Genomic DNA, 23104 nt, shown 5'->3' with positions numbered 1-23104 from the left:
CGTCTGCTAACGGTGGGAACTCGGCCAAAGCCTGGTTAAGTTGCTCTGAAGACCGACCGACTCCAGACGACACAGCTGAGGTGCCACCGTGGTATTCCAGATGCCGGAACGCTCAGGGCCGGGTTTCCGGCGCAGGGTAGGCCCGCCCTCCCGGCGGGCGCGGGTCGCCCTGCTGACCCTGGGCGTGCTCGCGGTGCTGTTCCTGCTGTTCGTCATGTTCGCCGGGTTCTGGACGGACTGGCTGTGGTTCAGGTCGGTCCACTACTCGTCGGTGTTCACCACGCAGCTGTGGACGAAGGTCGGCCTGTTCGCGGTGTTCGGCCTGCTGATGGCGGCCGTCGTCGGCTTCAACATCTGGCTGGCGCACCGGCTGCGGCCGCCGCTGTCGGCGATGTCGGTCGAGCAGCAGAGCCTGGACCGCTACCGGGCGGGGCTGGCGCCGTTCAAGCGCTGGGCGCTGATCGGGATCTCGCTGGTGATCGGGCTGGTGGCGGGCGCGGCCGCGTCCGGTCAGTGGCGGACCTGGCTGATGTGGGTGAACTCGACGTCCTTCGGTGAGAAGGACGCGCAGTTCGGCATGGACGTCTCCTTCTACGCGTTCGACCTGCCGTTCTACGAGTTCGTGCTGGGCTTCGCGTTCAGCGCGGTGATCGTGTCGCTGCTGACGTCGACGATGGTGCACTACCTGTACGGGGGGCTGCGGCTGCAGGGCCCGGGCCGGCGGGCGAGTGCGGGCGCGCAGGGGCACCTGGCGGTGCTGCTGGGCGTGTTCGTGCTGCTGAAGGCGGCGGCGTACTGGCTGGACCGGTACGCGCTGGCGGTGAAGACCGGCTCGTACAAGGGTGTCTCGGGCTGGACGGGCCTGCGTTACGTGGACGCGAACGCGTTCCTGCCGGCGAAGACGATCCTGTTCTTCGTGGCGGTCATCTGCGCGGTGCTGTTCTTCCTGACGCCGGTGCGCCGCACCTGGGCGCCGGCGCTGATCGGGCTGGGCCTGATGGTGCTGTCGGCGGTGCTGATCGGCGGGCTGTACCCGGCGATCGTGCAGCAGTTCCAGGTCAAGCCGAACGAGCAGGCCAAGGAGACGCCGTACATCCAGAAGAACATCGACGCGACGCGGCAGGCGTACGGGATCGCGGACGCGCAGACCACCTCGTACACCCCGCAGGGGTCGACGACGGCGGACGCGCTGAAGCCGGACGCGCAGACGGTCGCGGACGTGCGGCTGGTGGACCCGAACGTGGTGTCGCCGGTGTTCCAGTCGCTGGAGCAGCAGCGCAACTACTACGCCTTCCCGAGCACGCTGGACGTGGACCGGTACGGCAGCGGCGCGGGCAAGCAGGACGCGGTGATCGGCCTGCGCGAGCTGGACCTGAACGGGGTGCAGCGCAACTGGATCAACGACCACTTCAAGTACACCCACGGCTACGGCGCGGTGGTCGCCAAGGGTAACCAGGTCGACACGACGGGCCAGCCGGTGTTCACCGAGTCGGGCCTGCCGGCGACGGGCACGCTGGGGGACTACGAGCAGCGGATCTACTACGGCGAGAAGACGACGTCGTACTCGATCGTCGGCGGCTCGAACAAGGAGATCGACTACACCGACGTCAAGACCGGTGTGAACGTCGAGACGACGTACGAGGGCGCGAGCGGCGTCTCGCTGGACAACCCGATCACGCGGGCCGCGTACGCGGTGCGCTTCGCGGAGCCGCAGATCCTGTACGCGGGGGCGATCACCGACGGCGCCAAGGTGATCTACAACCGGACGCCGAAGGAGCGGGTGGAGAAGGTCGCGCCGTGGCTGTCGATCGACGCCGACCCGTACCCGGTCGTGATGGACAAGCACGTGGTGTGGGTGGTGGACGGCTACACCACCTCGGACGGCTTCCCGTTCTCGTCGAAGACGACGCTGGGCACCGCGACGAAGGACTCGCTGACGAACCAGCGCGGTGAGCTGCTGGCCGTCGCCAACCAGGTCAACTACATCCGCAACTCGGTCAAGGCCACGGTGGACGCGTACACCGGCGAGGTGAAGCTCTACCAGTGGGACGAGAAGGACCCGGTGCTGAAGACCTGGATGAAGGCCTTCCCGGGCACGGTCGAGCCGAAGGCGGACATCCCGCAGTCGCTGCTGCCGCACCTGCGCTACCCGCAGGACATGTTCAAGGTGCAGCGCGACCTGCTCGGCCAGTACCACGTGACGGACTCCAACTCGTTCTTCAACGGCAGTGACATCTGGCAGGTCCCGGTGGACCCGACCAGTGACACCAAGCAGGTCCAGCCGCCGTACTACGTGACGGTGCGGATGCCGGACGCCGCGAACGCGAGCTTCTCGCTGACGAGTTCGTTCGTGCCCAACGACCGGCCGAACCTGGCGGCGTTCATGGCGGTGAACGCGGACCCGGGGGACGACTACGGGAAGATCCGGGTGCTGAAGATGACCGGCGAGTCCGGTGCCCCCGGCCCGGGTCTGGTGCAGTCGAAGTTCAACTCCCGCAAGGAGGTGGCGAACCAGATCTACGCGCTGAAGAACGGCGACACGGTGCTGGAGTACGGGAACCTGCTGACGCTGCCGGTCGGCGGCGGGCTGCTGAACGTCGAGCCGGTGTACGTGCGCGGGCGCGGCGCCAAGTACCCGACGATGCAGAAGGTCCTGGCGGTGTACGGGGACGACAACGTGGCGTTCGAGAACACCCTTGAGGACGCGTTGAAGAAGCTGTTCGGCGACGGGACGCCGCCGGTGACGCCGGTCGCGCCGTCGACCTCGTCCACGCAGGGCGGCACGCCGACCGCGCCGGGGACCCCGACCAGCCCGACGGCCCCGGCGACGCCGGCGCCGACCGGATCGGCGACGCCGGCGCCCACCGCGCCGGCCACCCCGGTGCCGGGCGGGACGATCTCGCCGGAGCTGCAGAAGGCGCTCGGTGACGCGGAGAAGGCGTACAACGACAGCCAGACGGCGTTCAAGAACGGCGACTGGGCGGCGTACGGCACCGCGCAGAAGGCGCTCGGGGACGCGCTGAAGGCCGCCGAGGCGGCCCGTGGCGGCGCCCCGGCGCCGACTCCGGGGGGCACCACGGCGCCCCCGCCGCCGGCCGCCCCGGCGGCGGGGGGATCGGCGAGCCCCCGGCCGTAGGCCTCCCAGCTGCGGAAACCGTTTTCCGTTCCACCCCGCGACCGTGCTATGGTTTAACCACCGACGCGGGGTGGAGCAGCTCGGTAGCTCGCTGGGCTCATAACCCAGAGGTCGCAGGTTCAAATCCTGTCCCCGCTACTCAGTAGCCGGAAGGCCCGGAGGATTCGTCCTCCGGGCCTTCTGCGTTCCCGCCGCGGGATTCTCCCCCGCAAGCGGGGGGAACCGCTCCGGTACTATCGACCGTCGCCAAGGAGGACGGCAGTGGGGTTTGTGGGGTCGGTGTGTCGGGAAATCGACAAAGCGCCGAAGCAATTTCGTCGGCTTCGGGTCGGCCCCGCCCGAATTCGGCCGGGGCAGGTGTACGCGGGTTGCGGGTGATGCGACGATGGGACACATGGGGGACGGTGCACGGCTGCTGACCGGTCGTCCGGTCCGGCGCCTCCCCTGGGAGTCCCCCCGGCGACGGGCCGGGGCGCGGTGCCGCGTCACTCTGGGGGAGCGGGAGTCGGCATGAGGCTGATCGGCAAGTACGGCCCGGGCGCCAAGCCGGCGGCCGCCGTCGAGGCGGACACCGACGCCTGGGCGGAGAGCACCGAGAGCCCCGAGAGCCGCCCCGGTGCCCTGCCCGCCCAGCGCACCAGCGGACTCTCCGAGCGCCCGCAGACCGGCGGGTCCGGGCCGGACAGCCTGGTGCACGTGCCGACCCGTCAGTTCGCCGCCGAGGTCGGCAGCTACGGCCCGCAGGGCGGCGCCCTCGCCGCGGACGGCCCGGCCGGCGCCGCGCTCGACCCGGCCGGCCTGGACCCGACCAGCTTCGAGACCGCGCTCGCCGCCCGCGAGTCCGCCGCGCTGGAGGCCCGGCACCGGCAGGCCGCGGACGGCGGCGACCCGGACGCCGCCTGCCGGCTCGGCACCCTGCTGCTGCGCCGCGGCGAGCTGGAGGACGCCGAGGCCTACCTGCGCCGCGCCGCGGCCGCCGGGCTGCGCGCCGCCGCCAACAACCTCGGCGTGCTGCTGCACCAGCAGGGCCACCGCGCCGAGGCCGGCCAGTGGTGGCGCCAGGCCGCCGTCGCCGGCAGCGCCCCGGCCGCGCACGCGCTCGGCCTGCAGCTGCGCGACCAGGGCGAGGAGGAGGCCGCCGAGTACTGGCTGCACTTCGCCGCCGACCACGGCCACCCGCTCGGCGCCTACGCGCTGGGCGACCTGATGGAGCACCGGCGCGACGTGCGGGCCGAGCGCTGGTTCAAGGTCTCCGCCGACGCCGGGCACCGCGAGGCCGCCTACCGGCTGGCCCGGATGCGCGAGGCCGCCGGCGACAAGGACACCGCCGAGGCCTGGTACCGCACCGCCGCCGCCCGCAGCCACGCCCGCGCCGCGCTGCGCCTGGGCGTGCTGCTGGAGGAGCGCTCCGGCGGCGAGCAGGCGCTGCTGGACGAGGCCGCCCGCTGGTACCGGCAGTCCGCGCAGAACGGCGAGGCGCGGGCCGCCTGCGCGCTCGGCTTCCTGCTGCGCGACTCCGGGGACCTCACGGCCGCCGCCGAGTGGTGGCAGGAGGCCGCCGAGGCCGGCGACGGCAACGCCGCCAACGCGCTCGGCGCCCTGCACGCCGGGCGCGGCGCCGCCCGGGAGGCCGAGCACTGGTACCGCACCGCGCTGGACGCCGGAGACCAGAACGGCGCCTTCAACCTCGGGCTGCTGTGCGCCGGCGCCGGCCGCGAGCAGCAGGCCGAGCAGTGGTACCGCCGGGCCGCGTACGCCGGGCACCGGGAGGCCTGCAACGCGCTGGCCGTCGTGCTGCTGCAGCGCGGCGACGAGTCCGGCGCCGAGCCGTGGTTCTCCAAGGCCGCCGAGGCGGGCAGCGTCGACGGCGCGTTCAACCTCGGCGTGCTGCACGCCGGGCGCGGCGAGCAGCGGCAGGCCCAGGAGTGGTACGCGCGGGCGGCCGCGGAGGGGCACGGCGAGGCGGCGCTGCAGCTGGCCGTCGTCCAGGAGCAGCGCGGCAACCTGGCGGGCGCGCTGGAGCGCTACCGGCAGGCGGCGGCGGGCGGGTCGGCGGAGGGGGCGTTCCGGCTGGCCTCGGTGCTGGACCGGCGCGGGGACGCGGACGCCGAGGCGGAGCACTGGTACGCGGTGGCGGCGGACGCCGGGCACCGGCGGGCGCAGGTGCGGATGGGCGTGCGGGCGGCCGAGCGGGGGGCGCTGGAGATCGCCGAGAGCTGGTACCGGCGGGCGGCGGAGGCGGGCAGCCGCAGTGCGGCGTTCAACCTGGGGCTGCTGCTGGCGCGGCAGGACAGTGAGGCGGAGGCGATGCTCTGGTACACCCGGGCCGCCGACGCGGGGCACGGGCGGGCGGCGCTGCGTCTGGCGCTGCTGGCGCTGCGCCGGGGCGAGCCGGTGCAGGCGGAGAACTGGTGCCGGCGGGCGATCGACTACGGGCCGGCCGAGGTGGCGGAGCGGGCCGGGCGGCTGCTCGGCGCGCTGCACGCGGAGTTGAGCGCCTGATTTCCCTGCCGGGGGCGGCAGTTGGGGTGCGGGCCGGGCCGGTGCGGCGGTGGTCGCGGCGGGTGGTTCCCGGGACGGGACGGGTCATGCCAGGGGATTGGTATCGGTGTTGACTTGGACAATGTCTAAGTTAGGATCGTGTCAGCACGACGACCGGATGACGCGGAGGCACCCCCATGACCACCCAGGACGAGCTGCGCCCGACCCTCACCACGGAGGCGGGGGCCCCCGTCGCCGACAACCAGAACACCGAGACGGCGGGCGTCGGCGGCCCGGCCCTCGTCCAGGACCAGCTGCTGTTCGAGAAGCTCGCGCACTTCAACCGGGAGCGGATCCCGGAGCGCGTGGTGCACGCCCGCGGCGCCGGCGCGTACGGCACCTTCACGGTGACCGCCGACGTGACGCCCTGGACCCGGGCGGCGTTCCTCGCCGAGGCCGGCCGGCAGACCGAGGTGTTCCTGCGCTTCTCCACGGTGGCCGGCAACCTCGGCTCGGCCGACGCGGTGCGCGACCCGCGCGGTTTCGCGGTGAAGTTCTACACCGAGGAGGGCAACTACGACCTCGTCGGCAACAACACCCCGGTGTTCTTCATCAAGGACGCCGTGAAGTTCCCCGACTTCATCCACACCCAGAAGCGGGACCCGTACACCGGCTCGCAGGAGGCCGACAACGTCTGGGACTTCTGGGGCCTGTCGCCCGAGGCCACCCACCAGGTGACCTGGCTGTTCGGCGACCGCGGCATCCCGGCCTCCTACCGGCACATGAACGGCTACGGCTCGCACACCTACCAGTGGCAGAACGAGGCCGGCGAGCACTTCTGGGTCAAGTACCACTTCAAGACCGACCAGGGCGTCCGCAACCTCACCCAGGCCGAGGCCAACGCCCTCGCCGGCGAGGACCCGGACAGCCACCAGCGGGACCTGCGCGAGGCCATCGAGCGCGGCGACTTCCCCAGCTGGACGGTGCAGGTGCAGATCATGCCCGCGGCCGACGCCGCCGCCTACCGGTTCAACCCCTTCGACCTCACCAAGGTCTGGCCGCACGCCGACTACCCGCCGATCGAGATCGGCCGGCTGGAGCTGAACCGCAACCCCGACAACGTCTTCGCCGAGGTCGAGCAGTCGGTGTTCTCCCCGGCGCACTTCGTGCCCGGCATCGGCCCGTCCCCCGACAAGATGCTCCAGGGCCGGCTGTTCGCCTACGCCGACGCCCACCGCTACCGGGTCGGCATCAACGCCGACCACCTGCCGGTCAACCGCCCGCACGCCACCGAGGCCCGCACCAACGGCCGCGACGGGTACCTGTACGACGGGCGGCACGGGCGGCAGAAGAACTACGAGCCGAACAGCTTCGGCGGCCCGGTCCAGACCGGCCGCCCGCTGTGGGCCGCGACCGCCGTCGACGGCCACACCGGCACCCACGCGGCGCCCGCCCACGCCGAGGACGACGACTTCGGGCAGGCCGGCGCCCTGTACCGGCTGTACTCCGAGGAGGAGAAGCAGCGGCTGATCGCCAACCTGGCGGGCTTCATAGCCAAGGTCTCGGCCGAGCGCGAGGACATCGTGGCGCGGGCGATCGACAACTTCCGCAAGGCCGACGCCGATTACGGGCAGCGGCTGGAGGCGGCGGTCCGGGAGCTGCGCAAGCGGTAACGGCCGGACCGGGAAGGCCGCGGGCCCCTTGACCAGCTCCCACTGGTCAAGGGGCCCGCACTGCTGTTCGCCCGCTCGCCTCCGGGCCGAAGGGGCGCTCAGACGCTGAGGCGCCGCAGCGTCTCCTCGTGCAGGAGGCCGTTGGTGGCGACGGCGTCGGCGCCGCCCGGGCCGTCGATGCCGTCCAGGCCGGTGAAGCGGCCGCCGGCCTCCTGGACGACGATGCAGGGCGCGGCCATGTCCCACAGCGACAGCTCGGGCTCGGCGGCGATGTCGACGGCGCCCTCGGCGAGCATCATGTAGGACCAGAAGTCGCCGTAGGCGCGGGTGCGCCAGCAGGCCCGGGTCAGGTCCAGGAACGGGTCGAGGCGGCCGCGCTCCTCCCAGCCGGACAGCGAGGAGTAGGAGAGCGAGGCGTCCTCGATCCGGGAGACGCCGGAGACGTGGATCCGGGAGGCCTTGGCGAGGCTGCGGCCCGCGAAGGCGCCCAGGCCCTCGGCGGCCCACCAGCGGCGCTGCAGCGCGGGCGCGGAGACGATGCCGACCACCGGGCGCTCGACGCCGTCCGGGCCGTCCTCGATCAGCGCGATCAGGGTGGCCCAGACCGGGACGCCGCGGATGTAGTTCTTGGTGCCGTCGATCGGGTCGATCACCCAGCGGCGCGGGCCGGAGCCCTGCAGGCCGAACTCCTCGCCGAGGACGGCGTCGCGCGGGCGGGCGCGCTGCAGGACGCCGCGGACCAGCTCCTCGGCGGCCTTGTCGGCGTCGCTGACGGGGGTGAGGTCGGGCTTGGTCTCGACCTTCAGGTCGAGGGCGCGGAAGCGCTCCAGGGTGACCGAGTCGGCCGAGTCGGCGAGGACGTGGGCGAGTCGGAGATCGTCGTGGTAGTCGGCCATGGGCGAAACCCTAGCCCAGGGCCTCCCCCGCTTCAGTGGGCCGTGCCGCTGAGCTGGAGGCCGATGACGCCGGCGATCACCAGGGAGATGGAGACGAGCTTGAGCACCGAGGTGGTCTCGTCCAGGAAGGCCATGCCGTAGATCGCGGTGCCGGCCGCGCCGATGCCCGTCCACACCGCGTAGGCGGGGCCGACCGGGAGGCTCTTGAGGGAGAGGGTGAGCAGGCCGAAGCTGCCGAGGGCGAACACGCAGAAGCTGACGGTGGGCCAGAGCTTGGTGAAGCCCTCGCTGAGCTTGAGGTTGATCGCGAAGCCGGTCTCCAGCAGGCCGGCCAGGACCACCAGGGCCCATGCCATCCGTGCCCTCCCTGTCGATCGACGGGCCGGGCCCGCGCCGGCCCGACTTTCCTATGATCACCAGGCGGGCGCGGTCCGACACCTCGAACGGCGGGGAAGCCGGAGGGCGGCGCGGGCGTCAGTCGCCCTCGCGGGCCTCCTTGCTGGCCAGCAGGCGGCGCAGCGAGTACAGCCGGGCGCCCTCGGCGTGGCCGTCCGCGACCCAGGCGTCCAGGGCGCAGTCCGGTTCGTCGTGGCTGCAGGCGCGCGGGCAGTCGACGGTGCCGGGCTCCAGGTCGGGGAAGGCGTGGATGACCCGGGACGGGTCGATGTGGGAGAGGCCGAAGGAGCGGAAGCCCGGGGTGTCGATCACCCAGCCGGTGTCGAGGGCCTTCTTCGAGCCGGGCTTGGCGCCGGGCGGCGGGGGCAGGCGCAGGGCGAGGGCGGAGACGGTGGTGTGCCGGCCGCGGCCGGTGACGGCGTTGACCCGGCCGGTCTGCCGCTGGCGGTCCGGGACGAGGGAGTTGACCAGGGTGGTCTTGCCGACGCCGGAGTGGCCGATGAAGACGGTGGACAGGCCGCGCAGGTGCTCGCGGACGGCCTCGGCGCCGGTGGTCTCCAGTTCGTCCCGGCGGGTGACCACGTAGGTGATGCCGAGCGGGGCGTAGGACTCGAGCAGCGGTTCGGCCGGGGCGAGGTCGGACTTGGTGAGGACGAGCAGCGGTTCCATGCCGGCGTCGTAGGCGGCGACCAGGCAGCGGTCGATCAGCCGGGGCCGGGGCTCGGGGTCGGCCAGGGCGGTGACGATGGCGAGCTGGTCGGCGTTGGCGACGACGATCCGCTCGTACGGGTCGTCGTCGTCGGCGGTGCGCCGCAGGACGGAGCTGCGCTCCTCGACCCGGACGATCCGGGCGAGGGTGTCGGCGTCCCCGGAGAGGTCGCCGACGATGTTGACGACGTCGCCGACGACGACGCCCTTGCGGCCCAGTTCGCGGGCCTTCATGGCGACGACCTCGCGTTCCTGCTTCGTCCCCGGGTCGACCAGGCAGGTGAGCCGGCCGCGGTCGACGGTGAGCACCATCGCCTCGGCGGCGTCCTCGTGCTTGGGCCGGATGCGGGTCCGTGGCCGGGAGCCCCGGCGGGCGGGGCGGTTGCGGATGTCGTCCTCGTCGGCGTCCTTGCCGTAGCGGCGCATGGCTTCAGTCTCCGCTCAGCTGCCCGCCGCCGCTTCGCCGAGCAGGTCGGCCCACAACTGCGGGAAGTCGGGCAGGGTCTTGGCGGTGGTGGCGATGTTCTCGACCTGGACGCCGGGCACGGCGAGGCCGATGACGGCGCCTGCGGTGGCCAGGCGGTGGTCCTCGTAGGTGTGGAAGACGCCGCCGTGCAGCGGGCGGGGGCGGATCCGCAGGCCGTCCTCGGTCTCGCTGACGTCGCCGCCGAGGTCGTTGATCTCCTTGGCGAGGGCGGCGAGCCGGTCGGTCTCGTGCAGGCGCAGGTGGGCGATGCCGTACAGGTGGGACTCGGAGTCGGCGAGGGCGGCGACGGCGGCGATCACCGGGGTGAGCTCGCCGACGTCGTGCAGGTCGGCCTCGATGCCGTGGATGCGGCCGGTGCCGGTGAACTGCAGGCCCTCGTCGGTGAACTCGCAGGCGCCGCCCATCCGGGTGTACAGCTCGCGGAGCTGGTCGCCGGGCTGGGTGGTGTGCTTGGGCCAGTCGCGGACGGTGACCCGGCCGCCGGTGGCGAGGGCGGCGGCGAAGAACGGGGCGGCGTTGGACAGGTCGGGCTCGACGACGAGGTCGCGGCCGATCAGGGCGCCGGGGGTGACCCGCCAGACGTCCTTCTCGCCGCCGTCCTCGGGGGCGTCGACCTGGACGCCGGCCTTGCGGAGCATCTCGACGGTCATCCGGATGTGCGGCAGCGACGGCACCGGGCCGCCGACGTGCCGGACCTCGACGCCCTGCCGGTAGCGGGCGCCGGAGAGCAGCAGGGCGGAGACGAACTGGGAGGAGGCGGAGGCGTCGAGCTCGACCGGGCCGCCGTCCAGGCCGCCGGTGCCGTGCACGGTGAAGGGGAAGGTGCCGCGGCCGTCGTCCTCGATCCGGGCGCCGAGGGCGCGCAGGGCGTTGATGACGCCGTGCTGGGGGCGCTCGTGGCTGCGCGGGTCGCCGTCGAAGTGCACGGGGCCGTCGGCGAGGACGGCGAGCGGGGGCAGGAAGCGCATGACCGTGCCGGCGTTGCCGACGTCGACGGTGGCCGGGCCGAGCAGGGCGGGGGCGGGGATGACCCGCCAGGCCTCGCCGCCGCCGTAGCCGCCGGAGTCGTTGTTGACCTGCTCCTCGATGCCGACGCCGAGGGCGCGCAGACCGTCCGCCATCAGCTGGGAGTCGCGGCTGCGCAGCGGGCGGCGCACCCAGCCGGGCTCGTCGGCGAGTGCCGCCAGCACCAGGGCCCGGTTGGTGACCGACTTCGAGCCGGGGATGGTGACGGTGGCGTCCACGGGGGTGGTCGCGACGGGGGCGGGCCACAGGGTCTCGGTCATGGGGGCCAGTCTAGGCCGCGGCGCGGGGGCGTTCCGGCGCTGGCCCGCATGGCGGGACGGGCGGTCGGCTACAGGGGCTGGAGGAGCCAGGAGGCGCCGAGGGCGAGGCTGGCGAGGGCGGTGAGCAGGAAGACGGCGACCCAGGCGAGGGCGGGGACGTGGGTGAGGCGGGCGAGCTGGTCGGCGTCGGAGTCGCGGGCCCAGCCGATGCGGCGCTGGTGCTGCAGTTCCAGGACGGGGCGGACGGCGCCGAAGAGCAGGAACCAGCAGCCGAGGTAGGCGAAGCCGGCCTGGATCTGGGCGGTGCCGAACCAGGAGACGAGGAAGAAGGCGCCGCCGGCGAGCAGCACGGTGAACAGGCCGAAGGCGTTGCGGATGCGGACGAGCAGGGCGAGCAGCAGGGCGATGGCGAGCCAGAGCAGCAGGGTGATGCGGTCGGCGGCGAGCAGGGCGGCGCAGCCGAGGCCGAGCAGGGCGGGGGCGGTGTAGCCGGCGGCGGCGGTGAGGACCATGCCGGGGCCGGTGGGGCGGCCGTAGGAGAGGGTGAGGCCGGAGGTGTCGGAGTGCAGCCGGATGCCGGCGAGTTTGCGGTTGGTGGCGAGGGCGGCGAGGCCGTGGCCGCCTTCGTGGGCGATGGTGACGGCGTTGCGGGCGACGTGCCAGATCGGGCGGGCGAGGACGGCGAGCAGGGCGGCGCAGCCGGTGGTGAGGACGAGCCAGCCGGGCGGGGCGGCCTGGGTGCCGGTGACCTGGTCCCACAGGTCGCCGAGGGTGTGGTCGGTCGGGTGCGTGCTCATGGTCCTTGGCTCCGTCCGCTGCGTTGGGCCGTTCGGGGCAGCCTCCCATGCGGGGACGGGCGGGCGGGGGCGGGTGGTTCTGCCGGGGGATGAGGAAGTGGTGAGGAGGGCGGGCATGGCAAGCTGGCCCGCATGTGCGGTCGCTTCGCAGCCAGCAGCAGGCCCGAGGACCTCGTCGACCTGTTCGGCGTGGAGTTCTGGGATCCGGGGGAGACGCTGGACCCGAACTGGAACGTCGCCCCGACGAACAGTGCCTTCGTGGTGCTGGAGCGGTTGGCGAAGCACGAGCCGCGGGCGGTGCGGCAGTTGCGGGCGCTGCGCTGGGGGCTGGTGCCGCAGTGGTCGGGTTCGGCGGAGACCGCGGTGAAGATGATCAATGCCCGGGCGGACACGGTGCACGAGAAGCCGGCGTACCGGCAGGCGTTCGCGTCGCGGCGGTGCATCCTGCCGGTGGACGGCTACTACGAGTGGCAGAGGGTGCCGGGGGCGCGGGGGAAGGCGCGCAAGCGGCCGTTCTTCGTGTCCCGGGCGGACGGTGCGCCGCTGGCGCTGGCGGGGCTGTACGAGTTCTGGCGGGACCGGACGGTGCCGGCGGACCATCCGCGGGCCTGGCTGGTGACCTTCGCGGTGGTGACGACGGAGGCGGAGGAGCTGCTGGCGCCGATCCACGAGCGGATGCCGCTGTTCCTGGACGCGGGTTCGTGGGACGCGTGGCTGGATCCGGGGGCGGACGACCCGGAGGAGCTGCGCGGGCTGCTGATACCGCCGCCGCCGGGGGCGCTGCTGGCCACGCCGGTGTCGCCCGCGGTGGGGAGCATCCGCAACAACGGCCCGGAGCTCGTGGAGCCGTACACCGAGGTCGAGACCACACTCTTCTGAACTGTCGAATGGGAGCCATGGGATGACCGTCGAGCTCGTGGACACCGAGGCGGGCGAGGCCCGGATCACGTACCACCGGGCGGTGGAGCCCCGGGCGGTGCTGGCGCTGGGGCACGGCGCGGGCGGCGGGGTGGAGGCCCGGGACCTGGTGGCGCTGGCCGCCGCGCTGCCGCCGCGCGGGATCACCGTGGCGCTGGTGGAGCAGCCGTGGCGGGTGGCGGGGCGGAAGGTGGCGCCGGCGCCGAGGACGCTGGACCTGGGCTGGCGGCCGGTGGCCGAGCTGCTGGCGGCCCGGGGGCCGGCGCTGGTGGTCGGCGGGCGCAGTGCCGGGGCGCGGGTGGCGTGCCGTACGGGCGCGGCGACCGGGGCGGTGGGGGTGGTGGCGCTGGCGTTCCCGCTGCACCCGCCGGGGAGGCCGGAGCGGAGCCGGGCCGAGGAGCTGCTGGAGTCGGGGCTGCCGACGCTGGTGGTGCAGGGGCCGGCGGACCCGTTCGGCGGGCCGGGGGAGTTCCCGCGGCTGCCGCCGGGGCACGAGCTGGTGGCGCTGCCGTACGGGAACCACGGGTTCGAGGTGCCGAAGCGGGCGGAGGTGGGGCAGGAGGAGGTGCTGGACCTGCTCTGCGGGGCGGTGGGGGACTTCGTGCTGCGGCTGGGGTGAGCGGGACGTACCGGGTCGATCACTCGTGCGAGTGAATGGTGCGTGCGGGCGGGAATGCCTGCGGGCTCCGGGTGGTTGTCGCCTTCGTCAGCGTGAGCGGCAGCTACGAGTCACCGGTGAGAGGCAGGGCAGATGGGTTCGATCGCGTGCCCCGAACGGCCTGAGGAGCGCGAGGCCGCCACGGCGTTCGCTCCCTCGTGGTCGGACTGGCTCGACGCGGGCGAGAAGCCCGTCAGCCCGATATCCTCCATTTCTGGGCGGCCCGCCGTGGGCCGCGCTCGTCATGCCGAGGAGGTGGGTCCGGTCGTCGGGACCGAGCACGAGGCCGAGCCGGGCCGTGGCCCGGGCGAGGCCCTGCCTGCGGGCGAGGCGCTCACCGGTGAGGAGCTGGCCGAGGCGATCGGCGAGGACACCTTCCGGGTGTCGGCGGAGGAGAGCGAGGAGGCCCGGCGGGAGCGCTTCGAGCGCGACGCCCTGGGCTACCTGGATCCGATGTACTCGGCGGCGCTGCGCATGACGCGCAACCCGGCCGATGCGGAGGACCTGCTCCAGGAGGCGTTCGCGAAGGCGTACGCGTCCTTCCACCAGTTCCGTGAGGGCACGAACCTCAAGGCCTGGCTGTACCGCATCCTCACCAACACGTTCATCAACTCGTACCGCAAGAAGCAGCGGGAGCCGCAGCGCACCGCGGCGGAGGAGATCGAGGACTGGCAGCTGGCCCGCGCCGAGTCGCACATGTCGACCGGTCTGCGCTCGGCCGAGACCCAGGCCCTGGACCACCTCCCCGACAGTGACGTGAAGGACGCGCTCCAGGCCATCCCGGAGGAATTCCGGATCGCCGTCTATCTCGCGGACGTAGAAGGCTTTGCGTACAAGGAGATCGCGGACATCATGGGTACTCCCATCGGTACGGTGATGTCCCGGCTGCACCGCGGCCGTCGTCAGCTGCGCGGCATGCTGGAGGACTACGCCCGTGAGCGCGGGCTCGTCCCGGCCGGCAGCGGGGCAGGGCAGGAAGCGAAGGGCTCGGGCTCATGAGCTGCGGCGATCCGCACGAAACCGAGTGTGGCGAGGTCCTCGACCACCTCTATGAATTCCTCGACAACGAGATGGCCGAGGGCGACTGCGCCAAGTTGCGCGAGCACTTCGACGAGTGCTCGCCGTGCTTGAAGCAGTACGGGCTGGAGCAGGCGATCAAGGCGCTGATCAAGCGCTCCTGCGGGTGCGACGACACCCCGGCCGACCTGCGCGGCAAGGTGCTGGCCAGGATCGACTCGATCCGGGCCGGGCAGCGCTCGGGCGAGCCGGTGGTGGTCGTGGAGACGGCCTCGGTAGAGGTGCACGTCGAGTCCGCCCGGCCGGCGCCGAGCCTGGCGGCGGAGGGCGAGCCGGTCGAGGCCGGCGCACCGGCGGAGTGACGCCGGCGGGGCCCGCCCGGCGCCGCGGTCACGGTGCGTGACGGCTGTGCGGGGTGGTCGGCCGGGCGGGGCAGGGCGTCGGTGACGCCTGCCGGAGGATTCGAACCGGGTGTCCAGCGGCCCCGGGAGCATGCGCTCCCGGGGCCGCTCCCGTTCTGCTCGCGTGCGCCCTCACTCGTTCGGGTGAGTTGGCGGTGCGCCAACTGCGCCATTGCGCGATCATGCGTCCCCGCGTGCGACGAGCGCCCTATCCTCCTGACGGACGCTCACCGCCGGTTGGCCCGGCGTGCTGAGGCAACGCGGGCCCGGACGGCGGGGAGGTCGAGATCGCTACCGACAGTGGAGGCGAACCCCTGGCGCCCGGGGCGGCGCGCTACGCGGTGGCCGTCCCGGTGGCGGCCCTGTGCTGTCTGCTGCCGCTGCTCCCGGCCCCCCTCGCGCCCGGGGTGCCGCGCTGGCTCGCCGCCCCGGTGGACTGGCCGAAGGTCGCCCTGCTCTCCTTCCTGCACGGCTGCTGGGAGTCGCTCGCCCAGGGTCTGCCGACCCCCTGCCTGCGCCTCGTGCGCCGGGCCCTGCTCCGCCCCGCGCTCCCCGAGCGGGCGCCCGCCCGGACCGGGGCGAACGCCTTCTTCCCGGTGCTGTTCGCCGGGGTGCTGATGCTCCCGCCGGCCGCCGCCGCGCTGGTCGCCGTGCCGGCCGCGCTGCTCGGCGGGCCGATCGCGCCGGGCAGCCGGGCGTGTCTGTCCATTCGCCGCGCGCCCGGCTGGAATTGGCAGACGCGCCCCCGCAGGCGGCAGCTGTTCAACGGCTCGCAGCTCGCGCTGTGCGCCTTCGCGTCCTCCGTCGCCTTCCACCTGCTGCGCGGCCCGGAGCTGCTGCTCGGCTCCCGCTTCCCGGCCGCGCTGCTGCCCGGCTTCGCCGCCGTCGCGGCGTTCTGCCTGGTCAACGGGGTGCTGGTGGGCGGGATGCTGATGCTCACCGAGGGCCGCCACCCCGGCGTGCTGCTGCGCGGGGCCCGCTCGGTGTGCGGCCTGCCGGTGCTGGTGCACGCGGCCGGCGGGCTGATGGTCGCGGTGCTGTGGCAGGGCCCGTACGGGGCGTTCGCCGCGCTGCTGGCGCTGCTGCCGCTGTCCATCTCGGCCTGGGTGTTCGCCCAGGGGCAGCGCGAGCGGGACGCCCACCAGGCGACCGTGCAGTCGCTGGTGCAGGCGGTGGAGATCAAGGACGCGTACACCCGGGGCCACAGCGAACGGGTCGGCCGGGCCTCGGTGCTGATCGCCACTCAGCTCGGCATGGAGGCCGAGCGGCTGCGCACCCTGCGCTTCGCGGGGATCCTGCACGACGTCGGCAAGCTGGGCGTGGCCACCGAGCTGCTGCGCAGAAACGGTCCCCTCACCGAGGAGGAGCGCCGGGCGGTGGAGGTCCACCCGGTGTACGGGTACGAGCTGGTGCGCGGGATCGACTTCCTCGGCGAGGCGCACGCCGGCATCCTGCACCACCACGAGCGGATGGACGGGCGCGGCTACCCGAGCGGCCTGGCCGGCGAGCGGATCCCCGAGTTCGCCCGGATCATCTCCGTCGCCGACGCGTTCGACTCGATGACCTCCACCCGCTCCTACCGGCGCGGGCGGCCCGTCACCGAGGCCGTGGCGGAGCTGGAGCGCTGCTCGGGCAGCCAGTTCGACCCGGTGATGGTGCGGGCGCTGATCGAGGCGCTGGCCGTGCACGACTGGCAGCCGGTGCTGCCGCCGCCCGACGAGGCCATCCGGGCCGTGCCGGACATCCCGCTCGGGGTGCCGGAGCCGGCCCGGGCGGCGCCGGGCCGGGTGCCCGCCCAGGGCGGGGGCGCGCCGATGGCCGGGCAGCCGTGACCGGGCCGCGGGCCCGCACGGCCCGTACCGGGCGCACGGCCCCTACCGGGCGCGCGGCCCGGGCGGCCGCAGGCGGGGGCGGGGGCGGGGCGGTGCGGGCGGTGCACGCGGCGGCGGCCGTCCTGCTGGCGCTCGCGCTGGGCGCGGTCGCCGTGCGCGGGCTCGCGGAGCCCGGGGTCGCGCTGGCGTTCACCGCGCTGATCGCGCTCGGCGAGTGCGTCCGGATCACCCTTCCGGGGGACCGCGAGCAGGCGCCCATCGGCGCCGCCGGCGCGCTCGCGTACGCCCTGCTCGGGCCGCTGCGCGGCCTGCCGACCGCGCACGGCACGCTCCAGGTGGTCGCCGTCACCGGGGCCGGGCTGGCGCTGGCCTGGCTGCCCGGCCTCGCCGGGGCCCGTCCGACGATCCGCGCCCGGCGTCGCCCGCCCGGCGGGTGCCGGACCGGCCCCGGGGCCCGCCCCGGGCGCCCCCGCCCGCACCGGCGCCCGCCGTGGGCCGACCCGGCCCGCCGGGACAGCGCCGCCCGCCGGCTGCTCGGGGCCGGCTTCGCCGCCGCGATCTTCCAGCCGCTCTACAACGGCGGCCTGATCGACCGGTTCTCCCCGGACGGCCCCGCCTACGGGGCGTTCCTGACCGCCGTCGCCGCGCTCGCCGCCCTGTGCGACGCCACCCTGGCCGCCGTGCTGCGGCGCTCGGCGACCGGGCTGCGCCTGCCCGCCGCGCTGGAGGACGAGCTGCGCTCGCTGTTCGGGATCGGCTCGGCGATCGTCGCCACCGGGATGCTGGTCAGCCTCGCGGCCGGCGAGGTCGGGCTGTGGGCGCTGCCGCTGTTCTGCACCCCGCTGCTGCTCGCCCAGGTGTCGTTCCGGCGGGCCGCCGCCGTGCGCGCCACCACCGGGCAGACCATCGCCTCGCTGGCCCGCGCCACCGAGGTGGCTGGCTACACCCCGCACGGGCACGCCCGCCGGGTCGCCGACACGGCGTGCGCGCTCGGCCGCGAGCTGGGCCTGGGCACCCGCGAGCTGGCCCTGCTGGAGTACGCGGCGCTGATGCACGACGTCGGCCAGCTGTCCCTGGTCGAACCGGTGCCGGACGGCGCCACCGCCGTGCTGCCCTGCGCCGAGCAGCAGCGGATCGCCCGCCTGGGCAGCGAGGTGATCAGCCGCACCGGGGTGCCCCGGCAGGTCGCCGAGCAGGTCGCCCGGCTGGCCGACCCGTGCGCCGGGACGGCCGGCGGGGAGGGGCCCGTCCCGCTCGCCGCCCGGATCATCCGGGTCGCCAACGCCCACGACGACCTGCTGACCGCCGCCCGCGGCCGGGGCGTCGGTGAGGCGGTCGGGCGGCTGGAGGCGCTGGAGGTGCTGCGGCTGGGCCGGGGGCGGGTCTACGACGCGCGCGTGGTGGACGCGCTGGCCCGGGTCGGCGGCCAGGCCCGCTGAGGCCCCGGTCCGCGGGGCCGCCGCGCCCCCGGGACCCGGCACGGGTTGAGGAGGCGGCCCCGGACGGGCAGGCTGGGGAGGGCGGACCCCAACCTCGGCGGTGGGGAGCGCGGGCGGGGGCGGGCGTGGTTGGATGCGGTCGTAGCGTGGAACACCGACCCGGGGCACCGGGCTCCGTACGCCGCCCCGGGCACCACGGGGCGCCACCGGGGCGGTGTGCACCGGGACTTGAGCGGACGACGACGGCAGGGACGAACGTGAGGATCTTCCACCGGGCACGGCACCGGCCGTCCGCCACCTGGCGGCAGACGACCGACCGGGCCTTCACGCTGATCGGCGACGGCCGCTACGAGGACGCCGGCGCGCTGCTGGTGATGGCCGCCGACCTGGAGCCCTGGCTGTCCGACTCCTGGTTCAACCTCGCCCTGCTGCACAAGTTCCGCCGCGACTGGGAGCAGGCCCGCTCGGCCGGCCTGCGCGCCGTCGCCCTGCTCGACCGCGAGCACGGCGCCCCCGACTGGTGGAACCTCGGCATCACCGCCACCGCCCTGCAGGACTGGCCGCTGGCCCGCCGCGCCTGGCAGGCGTACGGCCTGCGGCTGCCCGGCGGCCCCGGCGAGACCGGCCCGGTCGCCCTCGACCTCGGCACCACCCCGGTGCGGCTCTCCCCGGACGGCGAGTCCGAGGTGGTCTGGGGCCGCCGGCTGGACCCGGCCCGGATCGAGGTGCTGTCCATCCCGCTGCCGTCCTCCGGCCGCCGCTGGGGCGAGGTGGTGCTGCACGACGGCGCCCCGCACGGCGAGCGGGTCACCGACGGGGTCGCCTACCCCGTCTTCGACGAGATCGAGCTGTGGGCGCCCTCGCCCGTGCCGACGTACGTGGTGCTGCTGCAGGCCGCCACCGCCGGCGACCGGGACGCGCTGGAGCGCCTCGTCGCCGACGCCGGGTACGCGGCCGAGGACTGGACGTCCTCGGTGCGGCTGCTGTGCCGGGCCTGCTCGGAGAGCCGGATGGCCGCCGACGACGGCCTCGCCGCCCACCACGACCCGCACGACGACGGCGACGCCGCCCACCCCGGGCACCTCAGCCACCTCAGCCAGGGCGGCGCCGCCGGCATGTCCTGGCTGGTCGAGCGCGAGTGCGGGATCGCCGCGCCCGCGCACCTCGTCCGCACCCTGCTGGACCGCTGGGTGGGGGCCGCGCCGGACAGCCGGGCGTACCGGGATCTCGAAGAGGTCTGCTGAACCCCGCTGAGTACCCTGGTGAGGTACGCGTAGACCGACGGAAGCGGAAGACATGGCGGAGCAGGCCGAGCAGCACGGGCACGACCACGACCACGAGCACGACGTGGAGGGGGCGGCGCCCGAGACCCCCGTGAAGGTGATGGGCGAGGAGCCCGACCTGACCAAGGGGACCGCCCGCCCGATCACCGTCGTCGGCAACCCGGTGCTGCACCGCGAGGTGAAGACGGTCACCGCCTTCGACGGCGAACTGTCCGCGCTGATCGACGACATGTTCCAGTCGATGTACGCCGCCGAGGGCGTCGGCCTCGCCGCCAACCAGATCGGCGTCGACCTGAAGGTCTTCGTCTACGACTGCCCCGACGACGAGGGCGTGCGCCACATCGGCCACGTGATCAACCCCGTGCTGGAGGAGTACCCGGCCGACCGGCGCCGCGTGCTCGACGACGGCAACGAGGGCTGCCTGTCCGTCCCCACCGCGTACGCCGAGCTGCCGCGCCCCGACTACGCCGCGGTGACCGGCGTCGACAAGGACGGCAAGCCGATCCGGGTCGAGGGCACCGGCTTCTTCGCCCGCTGCCTGCAGCACGAGACCGACCACCTGTACGGGACGCTGTACATCGACAAGCTGTCGAAGCGGGACCGCAAGGACGCGCTGCGGCAGATGGCCGAGGGCACGGCGCGCTACGCCACGGTGCCGAACGAGTAAGCGGTCGACGGCGGTTGACGAGGGCCGGTGCGGGGGATCCCCCGCACCGGCCCTCGCCGTTGCGCGGGTCGACGGGTCGACGGGTCGACGGGTCGACGGGTCGACGGGTCGGCGGGTCGACGGGTCGGCGGGCCGGCAGGGTGAGCTCGGCGCGCAGGCCGCCGGCCGGCTCGGGGGCCAGGCGCAGCTCGCCGAACCAGCCGCCGACCATGCCGACCGCGGTGAGCAGGGCGAGGGCGTAGCCGCAGGCGGTGAGGAGGGAGTCGAGGATCTGCTGGCGGGCGGGGGCGTCGGAGCGGTAGCGGGGGTTGGCGGAGGTGAGGGGGGAGTTGGGGATGTACTTCATGCAGACGTACACGACGGCGAGGGAGAGGGTGCCGGCGGTGACGGCGAAGAGGGTGTAGCTGAGGGTCAGGCGCATCCGGGCGGTGAGCCGGCGGGGGCGGACCCGGGGGGCTTCGTCGCTGGTCACGGCGTGTCTTCGGGGTGGGTGAGGCGGTAGCCGACGCCGGGCACGGTGTGGATGAGCCACGGGTCGCCGAGGCGGCCTGCGGCGGTGAGGAGATCTGGCACTTCGAGCTGCTGACGGCCCCCGGCGGGGCGTGTCCGGCGCAGCTGCCGGACGCGGCCGGGTAGGGGCGGTCCCGTGCTGTGGGAGGCGGGGTCGGCCCGTGTCCGGTTCCCGGTGCGCGCCCGAGGGGTGCGGCGCGGGGCGGTCGTGGTGCCGGTGTGGCGGCGCGGGTGGGTGGCGGGCGGCGTCGGGGCTGCTGGTCGCGTTCGCGCTGGCCGGGCACCGGTGGGTGCCGGACCTGGGGTGGAACCTGCGGAGCCTGTGGGAGAGCGCGCTGCCGTGGAGCGGGCTGGTGGCGGTGGCCGTGCTGGGGTGTGCGGCGGCGCGGCTGCGGGCGTAGCGGGCCCTACCGCGGGGTGGCGTCGAGGGCGGGGGCGAGGGTGGCGAAGGCCCGGTCGGTGAGGGCGGCCGGGTCCTCGCTGCCGTCGCCGGAGCTCCACTGCTGGAGGACGACGTCGAAGGCGGTCAGGGCGGTGCCGGCCGCGAGCCGGGGGTGGAGGGCGGCGGCGTCCAGGCCCAGCCGGGCGGCGAGTTCGGCGGCGAGTTCGTCGCGCCACTGTGCCTGGTGTTCCAGGAAGCGGGCGTGCAGGGCGGGCGTGCCGAGGATCAGCCGGACGACGCGCAGGGTGCGCTCGGCCTGGCCGGCGCAGGCGTCGACGCAGGCGCGGACGGCGTGCCGGAGGGCGGCGGAGGGCGGCTCCCCGGCCGGGCGGGAGGCGAGTTCGGCGCGCATGCCGGCGCCCAGCCCGGCGAGGAACTGGACGACCACGTCCTCCTTGGAGGCGAAGTAGCGGAAGAACGTCCGCTTGGACATGCCGGCGCAGGCCGCGATCTCGTCGACGGTGACCGCGTCGAACCCCTTCTGGGCCAGCAGGCCCAGTGCGGCCCTGGTCAGTTCGTCGGCGACGAGCTGCCGCTTGCGCTCGGCCAGGCTCGCGGTGGGGGTGGTGGTCACCCCGTCATGCTACACAGCGCGCCGACTGTGGCGTCGAATGACCTCCTTGACACTTGGTGACACGCGAGGCAACGTGTGACGCATGACGAAGTCTCAGGCATGGACCACCGAGCGGATTCCGGACCAGACCGGGCGGGTGTTCGTCGTCACCGGGGCGAACAGCGGCCTCGGGCTGGCGACCACCCGGGCGATCGCCCGCAGCGGCGGCCGGGTGATCCTCGCCGTGCGCGACGAGGCCAAGGGGCGGTACGCGGCCGAGCGGATCGCCGCCGACCGGCCGGGCGGCCCCCTGGAGGTGCGCCGGCTCGACCTGGCCGACCTCGACAGCGTCCGCTCCTTCGCCGAGCGGCTGCGCGCGGACGGTGTCCGCCCGGACGTCCTGGTCAACAACGCCGGGGTGATGGCGCCGCCGCGCACCCTCAGCGCGCAGGGCCACGAGCTCCAGTTCGCCGCCAACCACCTCGGCCACTTCGCGCTCACCGGGCTGCTGCTCGACCTGCTGGCCGAGGGCGAGGACCCGCGGGTGGTCACCGTCAGCTCGACCAACCACCGGCGGGGGCGCATCGCCTTCGACGACCTCGACGGCGGGAGCCGGTACTCGCCGATGGGCCACTACAATCAGTCCAAGCTCGCCAACGCCGTCTTCGGCCGGGAGCTCCACCGGCGCCTGGCCGCCGCCGGCAGCCCGGTCCGTAGCCTGCTCGCGCACCCCGGCTACGCCGCCACCAACCTGCAGACCGGTTCCCCGGTCGGGGTGGTGAAGCTGCTCTTCGGCCGTCTGCTGACCCCGCTCGCCCAGACACCCGAGCGCGGCGCGCTGCCGCAGCTGTTCGCCGCGACCGACCCGGCGGCGCTGAGCGGTCAGTTCATCGGCCCGGGCGGGACGGGTGAGCTGCGCGGCGCCCCGAAGGTCGTACGGCCGGCGGAGGCGGCCGACGACGCCGGGACGGGGCGGCGGCTGTGGGAGCTGTCGGAGCGGCTGACCGGGGTCACGTTCCCGTTCCCGGCGGCCGGGTGAAGGCGGCCGGGGTCATGCGCCGTGGTCCGGTGGGGCCGGGGCGTACTGGGCCAGCCCGTGGCCGAGCGACCAGTCCGCCGGCCCGTTCTCGGTCAGCGTGACGAACACGTTCCGCGGCTCGGTGCCCGCGTACGCCTCGGCGAGTTCGGCGATCCGCCGGTAGAGGGCCCGCTTCAGGTCCGGCGTCCGGCCGGCGCGCAGGGTGATCGCGATGTAGACGATGCCCTCGTCGCGGTGCACGCCGAGGTAGTCGCCGAAGCGCAGGGTGCTGTGGACGCCGTCGTGGCCGACCAGGACCTGGAAGTGGTCGTCCGGCGGAATGCCGATCGTCTCCACCAGGGCCTCGTGCACCGCGCGGCCGAGGGCGTCCAGGCGTGCGCTGTCGGCCCGCAGGGCGTCGATCCGGACGAAGGGCATCTCGGGTTCCTCCTCGGGTTCCTCTCGGATTCCTCTCGCGATCGGACGCGGTCAGCCCGTACATACTA

General features: G+C 74.3%; 20 protein-coding genes and 1 tRNA gene. 14 read left to right on the top strand and 7 right to left on the bottom strand.

The features are described 5' to 3' along the window. Positions 1-100: 100 nt before the first annotated feature. The 4 genes from AB2U05_RS12025 to AB2U05_RS12010 all read left to right on the top strand — a co-directional run bounded on the left by AB2U05_RS12025 (position 101) and on the right by AB2U05_RS12010 (position 7290). Complete coding sequence (locus AB2U05_RS12025; RefSeq protein WP_369183191.1) at positions 101-3136, top strand: UPF0182 family protein; 3036 nt, start codon at positions 101-103, stop codon at positions 3134-3136. Between the two features lie 64 nt (positions 3137-3200). Continuing rightward, positions 3201-3274, top strand: a tRNA-Met gene (locus AB2U05_RS12020). 372 nt (positions 3275-3646) lie between these two features. Then, positions 3647-5638 carry a sel1 repeat family protein gene (locus tag AB2U05_RS12015; protein ID WP_369183190.1) on the top strand — a complete coding sequence of 664 codons (1992 nt, stop codon included), beginning with the start codon at positions 3647-3649 and terminating at the stop codon, positions 5636-5638. Between the two features lie 176 nt (positions 5639-5814). Beyond that, positions 5815-7290 carry a catalase gene (locus AB2U05_RS12010; RefSeq protein ID WP_045703722.1) on the top strand — a complete coding sequence of 492 codons (1476 nt, stop codon included), beginning with the start codon at positions 5815-5817 and terminating at the stop codon, positions 7288-7290. 98 nt (positions 7291-7388) lie between these two features. Here AB2U05_RS12010 and hisN read toward each other — a convergent pair whose 3' ends face one another. From hisN to AB2U05_RS11985, 5 genes are all read right to left on the bottom strand, one after another. Continuing rightward, positions 7389-8186, bottom strand: a complete 798-nt coding sequence (hisN, locus tag AB2U05_RS12005; RefSeq protein ID WP_045703724.1) for a histidinol-phosphatase — start codon at positions 8184-8186, stop codon at positions 7389-7391. A 32-nt stretch (positions 8187-8218) separates the two neighbouring features. Beyond that, positions 8219-8542, bottom strand: coding sequence for a multidrug efflux SMR transporter (locus AB2U05_RS12000; RefSeq protein ID WP_045703726.1), 324 nt, complete (start codon positions 8540-8542; stop codon positions 8219-8221). A gap of 118 nt (positions 8543-8660) precedes the next feature. Then, positions 8661-9716 carry a ribosome small subunit-dependent GTPase A gene (gene rsgA, locus AB2U05_RS11995; protein ID WP_045710734.1) on the bottom strand — a complete coding sequence of 352 codons (1056 nt, stop codon included), beginning with the start codon at positions 9714-9716 and terminating at the stop codon, positions 8661-8663. 15 nt (positions 9717-9731) lie between these two features. Further along, positions 9732-11063: a 3-phosphoshikimate 1-carboxyvinyltransferase gene (aroA, locus tag AB2U05_RS11990; protein WP_045703730.1), complete on the bottom strand. Its 1332-nt coding sequence runs from the start codon at positions 11061-11063 to the stop codon at positions 9732-9734. Between the two features lie 68 nt (positions 11064-11131). Continuing rightward, a complete protein-coding gene (locus AB2U05_RS11985; RefSeq protein ID WP_369183189.1) occupies positions 11132-11860 on the bottom strand; it encodes a M50 family metallopeptidase in 729 nt (242 codons plus the stop codon). Positions 11861-11992: 132 nt separating this feature from the next. Between AB2U05_RS11985 and AB2U05_RS11980 the strand changes: the two genes are divergently transcribed. The 9 genes from AB2U05_RS11980 to AB2U05_RS11940 all read left to right on the top strand — a co-directional run bounded on the left by AB2U05_RS11980 (position 11993) and on the right by AB2U05_RS11940 (position 20986). Then, positions 11993-12739, top strand: coding sequence for an SOS response-associated peptidase (locus AB2U05_RS11980; RefSeq protein ID WP_369183188.1), 747 nt, complete (start codon positions 11993-11995; stop codon positions 12737-12739). A gap of 22 nt (positions 12740-12761) precedes the next feature. Beyond that, positions 12762-13397 (top strand): alpha/beta family hydrolase, encoded by a 636-nt coding sequence (locus AB2U05_RS11975; protein WP_369183187.1) that lies wholly within the window; start codon positions 12762-12764, stop codon positions 13395-13397. 399 nt (positions 13398-13796) lie between these two features. Further along, positions 13797-14435, top strand: a complete 639-nt coding sequence (locus AB2U05_RS11970) for a sigma-70 family RNA polymerase sigma factor (RefSeq protein WP_045703751.1) — start codon at positions 13797-13799, stop codon at positions 14433-14435. Beyond that, a complete protein-coding gene (rsrA, locus tag AB2U05_RS11965; RefSeq protein ID WP_045703738.1) occupies positions 14432-14815 on the top strand; it encodes a mycothiol system anti-sigma-R factor in 384 nt (127 codons plus the stop codon). Before AB2U05_RS11970 ends, rsrA begins: the two co-directional genes overlap by 4 nt. Before the next feature lie 380 nt (positions 14816-15195). Further along, the gene (locus AB2U05_RS11960) at positions 15196-16686 is read left to right on the top strand and encodes an HD-GYP domain-containing protein (RefSeq protein ID WP_369183186.1); all 1491 of its coding nucleotides are present in this window, start codon (positions 15196-15198) and stop codon (positions 16684-16686) included. Positions 16687-16787: 101 nt separating this feature from the next. Next, positions 16788-18125, top strand: a complete 1338-nt coding sequence (locus tag AB2U05_RS11955; RefSeq protein WP_369185941.1) for an HD-GYP domain-containing protein — start codon at positions 16788-16790, stop codon at positions 18123-18125. A gap of 257 nt (positions 18126-18382) precedes the next feature. Beyond that, complete coding sequence (locus tag AB2U05_RS11950) at positions 18383-19369, top strand: tetratricopeptide repeat domain-containing protein (RefSeq protein WP_045705370.1); 987 nt, start codon at positions 18383-18385, stop codon at positions 19367-19369. Between the two features lie 139 nt (positions 19370-19508). Next, entirely contained in the window at positions 19509-20075 is a 567-nt protein-coding gene (gene def, locus AB2U05_RS11945) for a peptide deformylase (protein ID WP_078861136.1), read from the top strand. A gap of 671 nt (positions 20076-20746) precedes the next feature. After that, a complete protein-coding gene (locus AB2U05_RS11940) occupies positions 20747-20986 on the top strand; it encodes a hypothetical protein (protein ID WP_045710732.1) in 240 nt (79 codons plus the stop codon). Between the two features lie 6 nt (positions 20987-20992). On the opposite strand, the gene AB2U05_RS11935 is transcribed toward AB2U05_RS11940, so the two are convergent. After that, positions 20993-21601 (bottom strand): TetR family transcriptional regulator, encoded by a 609-nt coding sequence (locus AB2U05_RS11935; RefSeq protein WP_045705363.1) that lies wholly within the window; start codon positions 21599-21601, stop codon positions 20993-20995. An 82-nt stretch (positions 21602-21683) separates the two neighbouring features. Here AB2U05_RS11935 and AB2U05_RS11930 point away from each other — a divergent pair, with 82 nt between their 5' ends. Further along, positions 21684-22619: an oxidoreductase gene (locus tag AB2U05_RS11930; protein WP_045705361.1), complete on the top strand. Its 936-nt coding sequence runs from the start codon at positions 21684-21686 to the stop codon at positions 22617-22619. A 12-nt stretch (positions 22620-22631) separates the two neighbouring features. Here the strand turns inward: AB2U05_RS11930 and AB2U05_RS11925 are convergent, their stop codons facing one another. Further along, entirely contained in the window at positions 22632-23036 is a 405-nt protein-coding gene (locus AB2U05_RS11925) for a tautomerase family protein (RefSeq protein ID WP_045705359.1), read from the bottom strand. Positions 23037-23104 lie beyond the last annotated feature (68 nt).

The organism is Streptomyces sp. Y1 (assembly GCF_041053115.1).
Taxonomy (GTDB): domain Bacteria; phylum Actinomycetota; class Actinomycetes; order Streptomycetales; family Streptomycetaceae; genus Kitasatospora; species Kitasatospora rubellomurina.
The sequence above is the reverse complement of the archived record's forward strand: the minus strand, read 5'-3'. Positions and strand labels throughout refer to the sequence as shown.

Coding starts and splice junctions, on each gene's coding strand:
- AB2U05_RS12025 (WP_369183191.1), top strand. CDS start 101: ATGCCGGAACGCTCAGGGCCGGGTTTCCGGCGCAGGGTAGGCCCGCCC.
- AB2U05_RS12015 (WP_369183190.1), top strand. CDS start 3,647: ATGAGGCTGATCGGCAAGTACGGCCCGGGCGCCAAGCCGGCGGCCGCC.
- AB2U05_RS12010 (WP_045703722.1), top strand. CDS start 5,815: ATGACCACCCAGGACGAGCTGCGCCCGACCCTCACCACGGAGGCGGGG.
- hisN (WP_045703724.1), bottom strand. CDS start 8,186: ATGGCCGACTACCACGACGATCTCCGACTCGCCCACGTCCTCGCCGAC.
- AB2U05_RS12000 (WP_045703726.1), bottom strand. CDS start 8,542: ATGGCATGGGCCCTGGTGGTCCTGGCCGGCCTGCTGGAGACCGGCTTC.
- rsgA (WP_045710734.1), bottom strand. CDS start 9,716: ATGCGCCGCTACGGCAAGGACGCCGACGAGGACGACATCCGCAACCGC.
- aroA (WP_045703730.1), bottom strand. CDS start 11,063: ATGACCGAGACCCTGTGGCCCGCCCCCGTCGCGACCACCCCCGTGGAC.
- AB2U05_RS11985 (WP_369183189.1), bottom strand. CDS start 11,860: ATGAGCACGCACCCGACCGACCACACCCTCGGCGACCTGTGGGACCAG.
- AB2U05_RS11980 (WP_369183188.1), top strand. CDS start 11,993: ATGTGCGGTCGCTTCGCAGCCAGCAGCAGGCCCGAGGACCTCGTCGAC.
- AB2U05_RS11975 (WP_369183187.1), top strand. CDS start 12,762: ATGACCGTCGAGCTCGTGGACACCGAGGCGGGCGAGGCCCGGATCACG.
- rsrA (WP_045703738.1), top strand. CDS start 14,432: ATGAGCTGCGGCGATCCGCACGAAACCGAGTGTGGCGAGGTCCTCGAC.
- def (WP_078861136.1), top strand. CDS start 19,509: ATGGGCGAGGAGCCCGACCTGACCAAGGGGACCGCCCGCCCGATCACC.
- AB2U05_RS11930 (WP_045705361.1), top strand. CDS start 21,684: ATGACGAAGTCTCAGGCATGGACCACCGAGCGGATTCCGGACCAGACC.
- AB2U05_RS11925 (WP_045705359.1), bottom strand. CDS start 23,036: ATGCCCTTCGTCCGGATCGACGCCCTGCGGGCCGACAGCGCACGCCTG.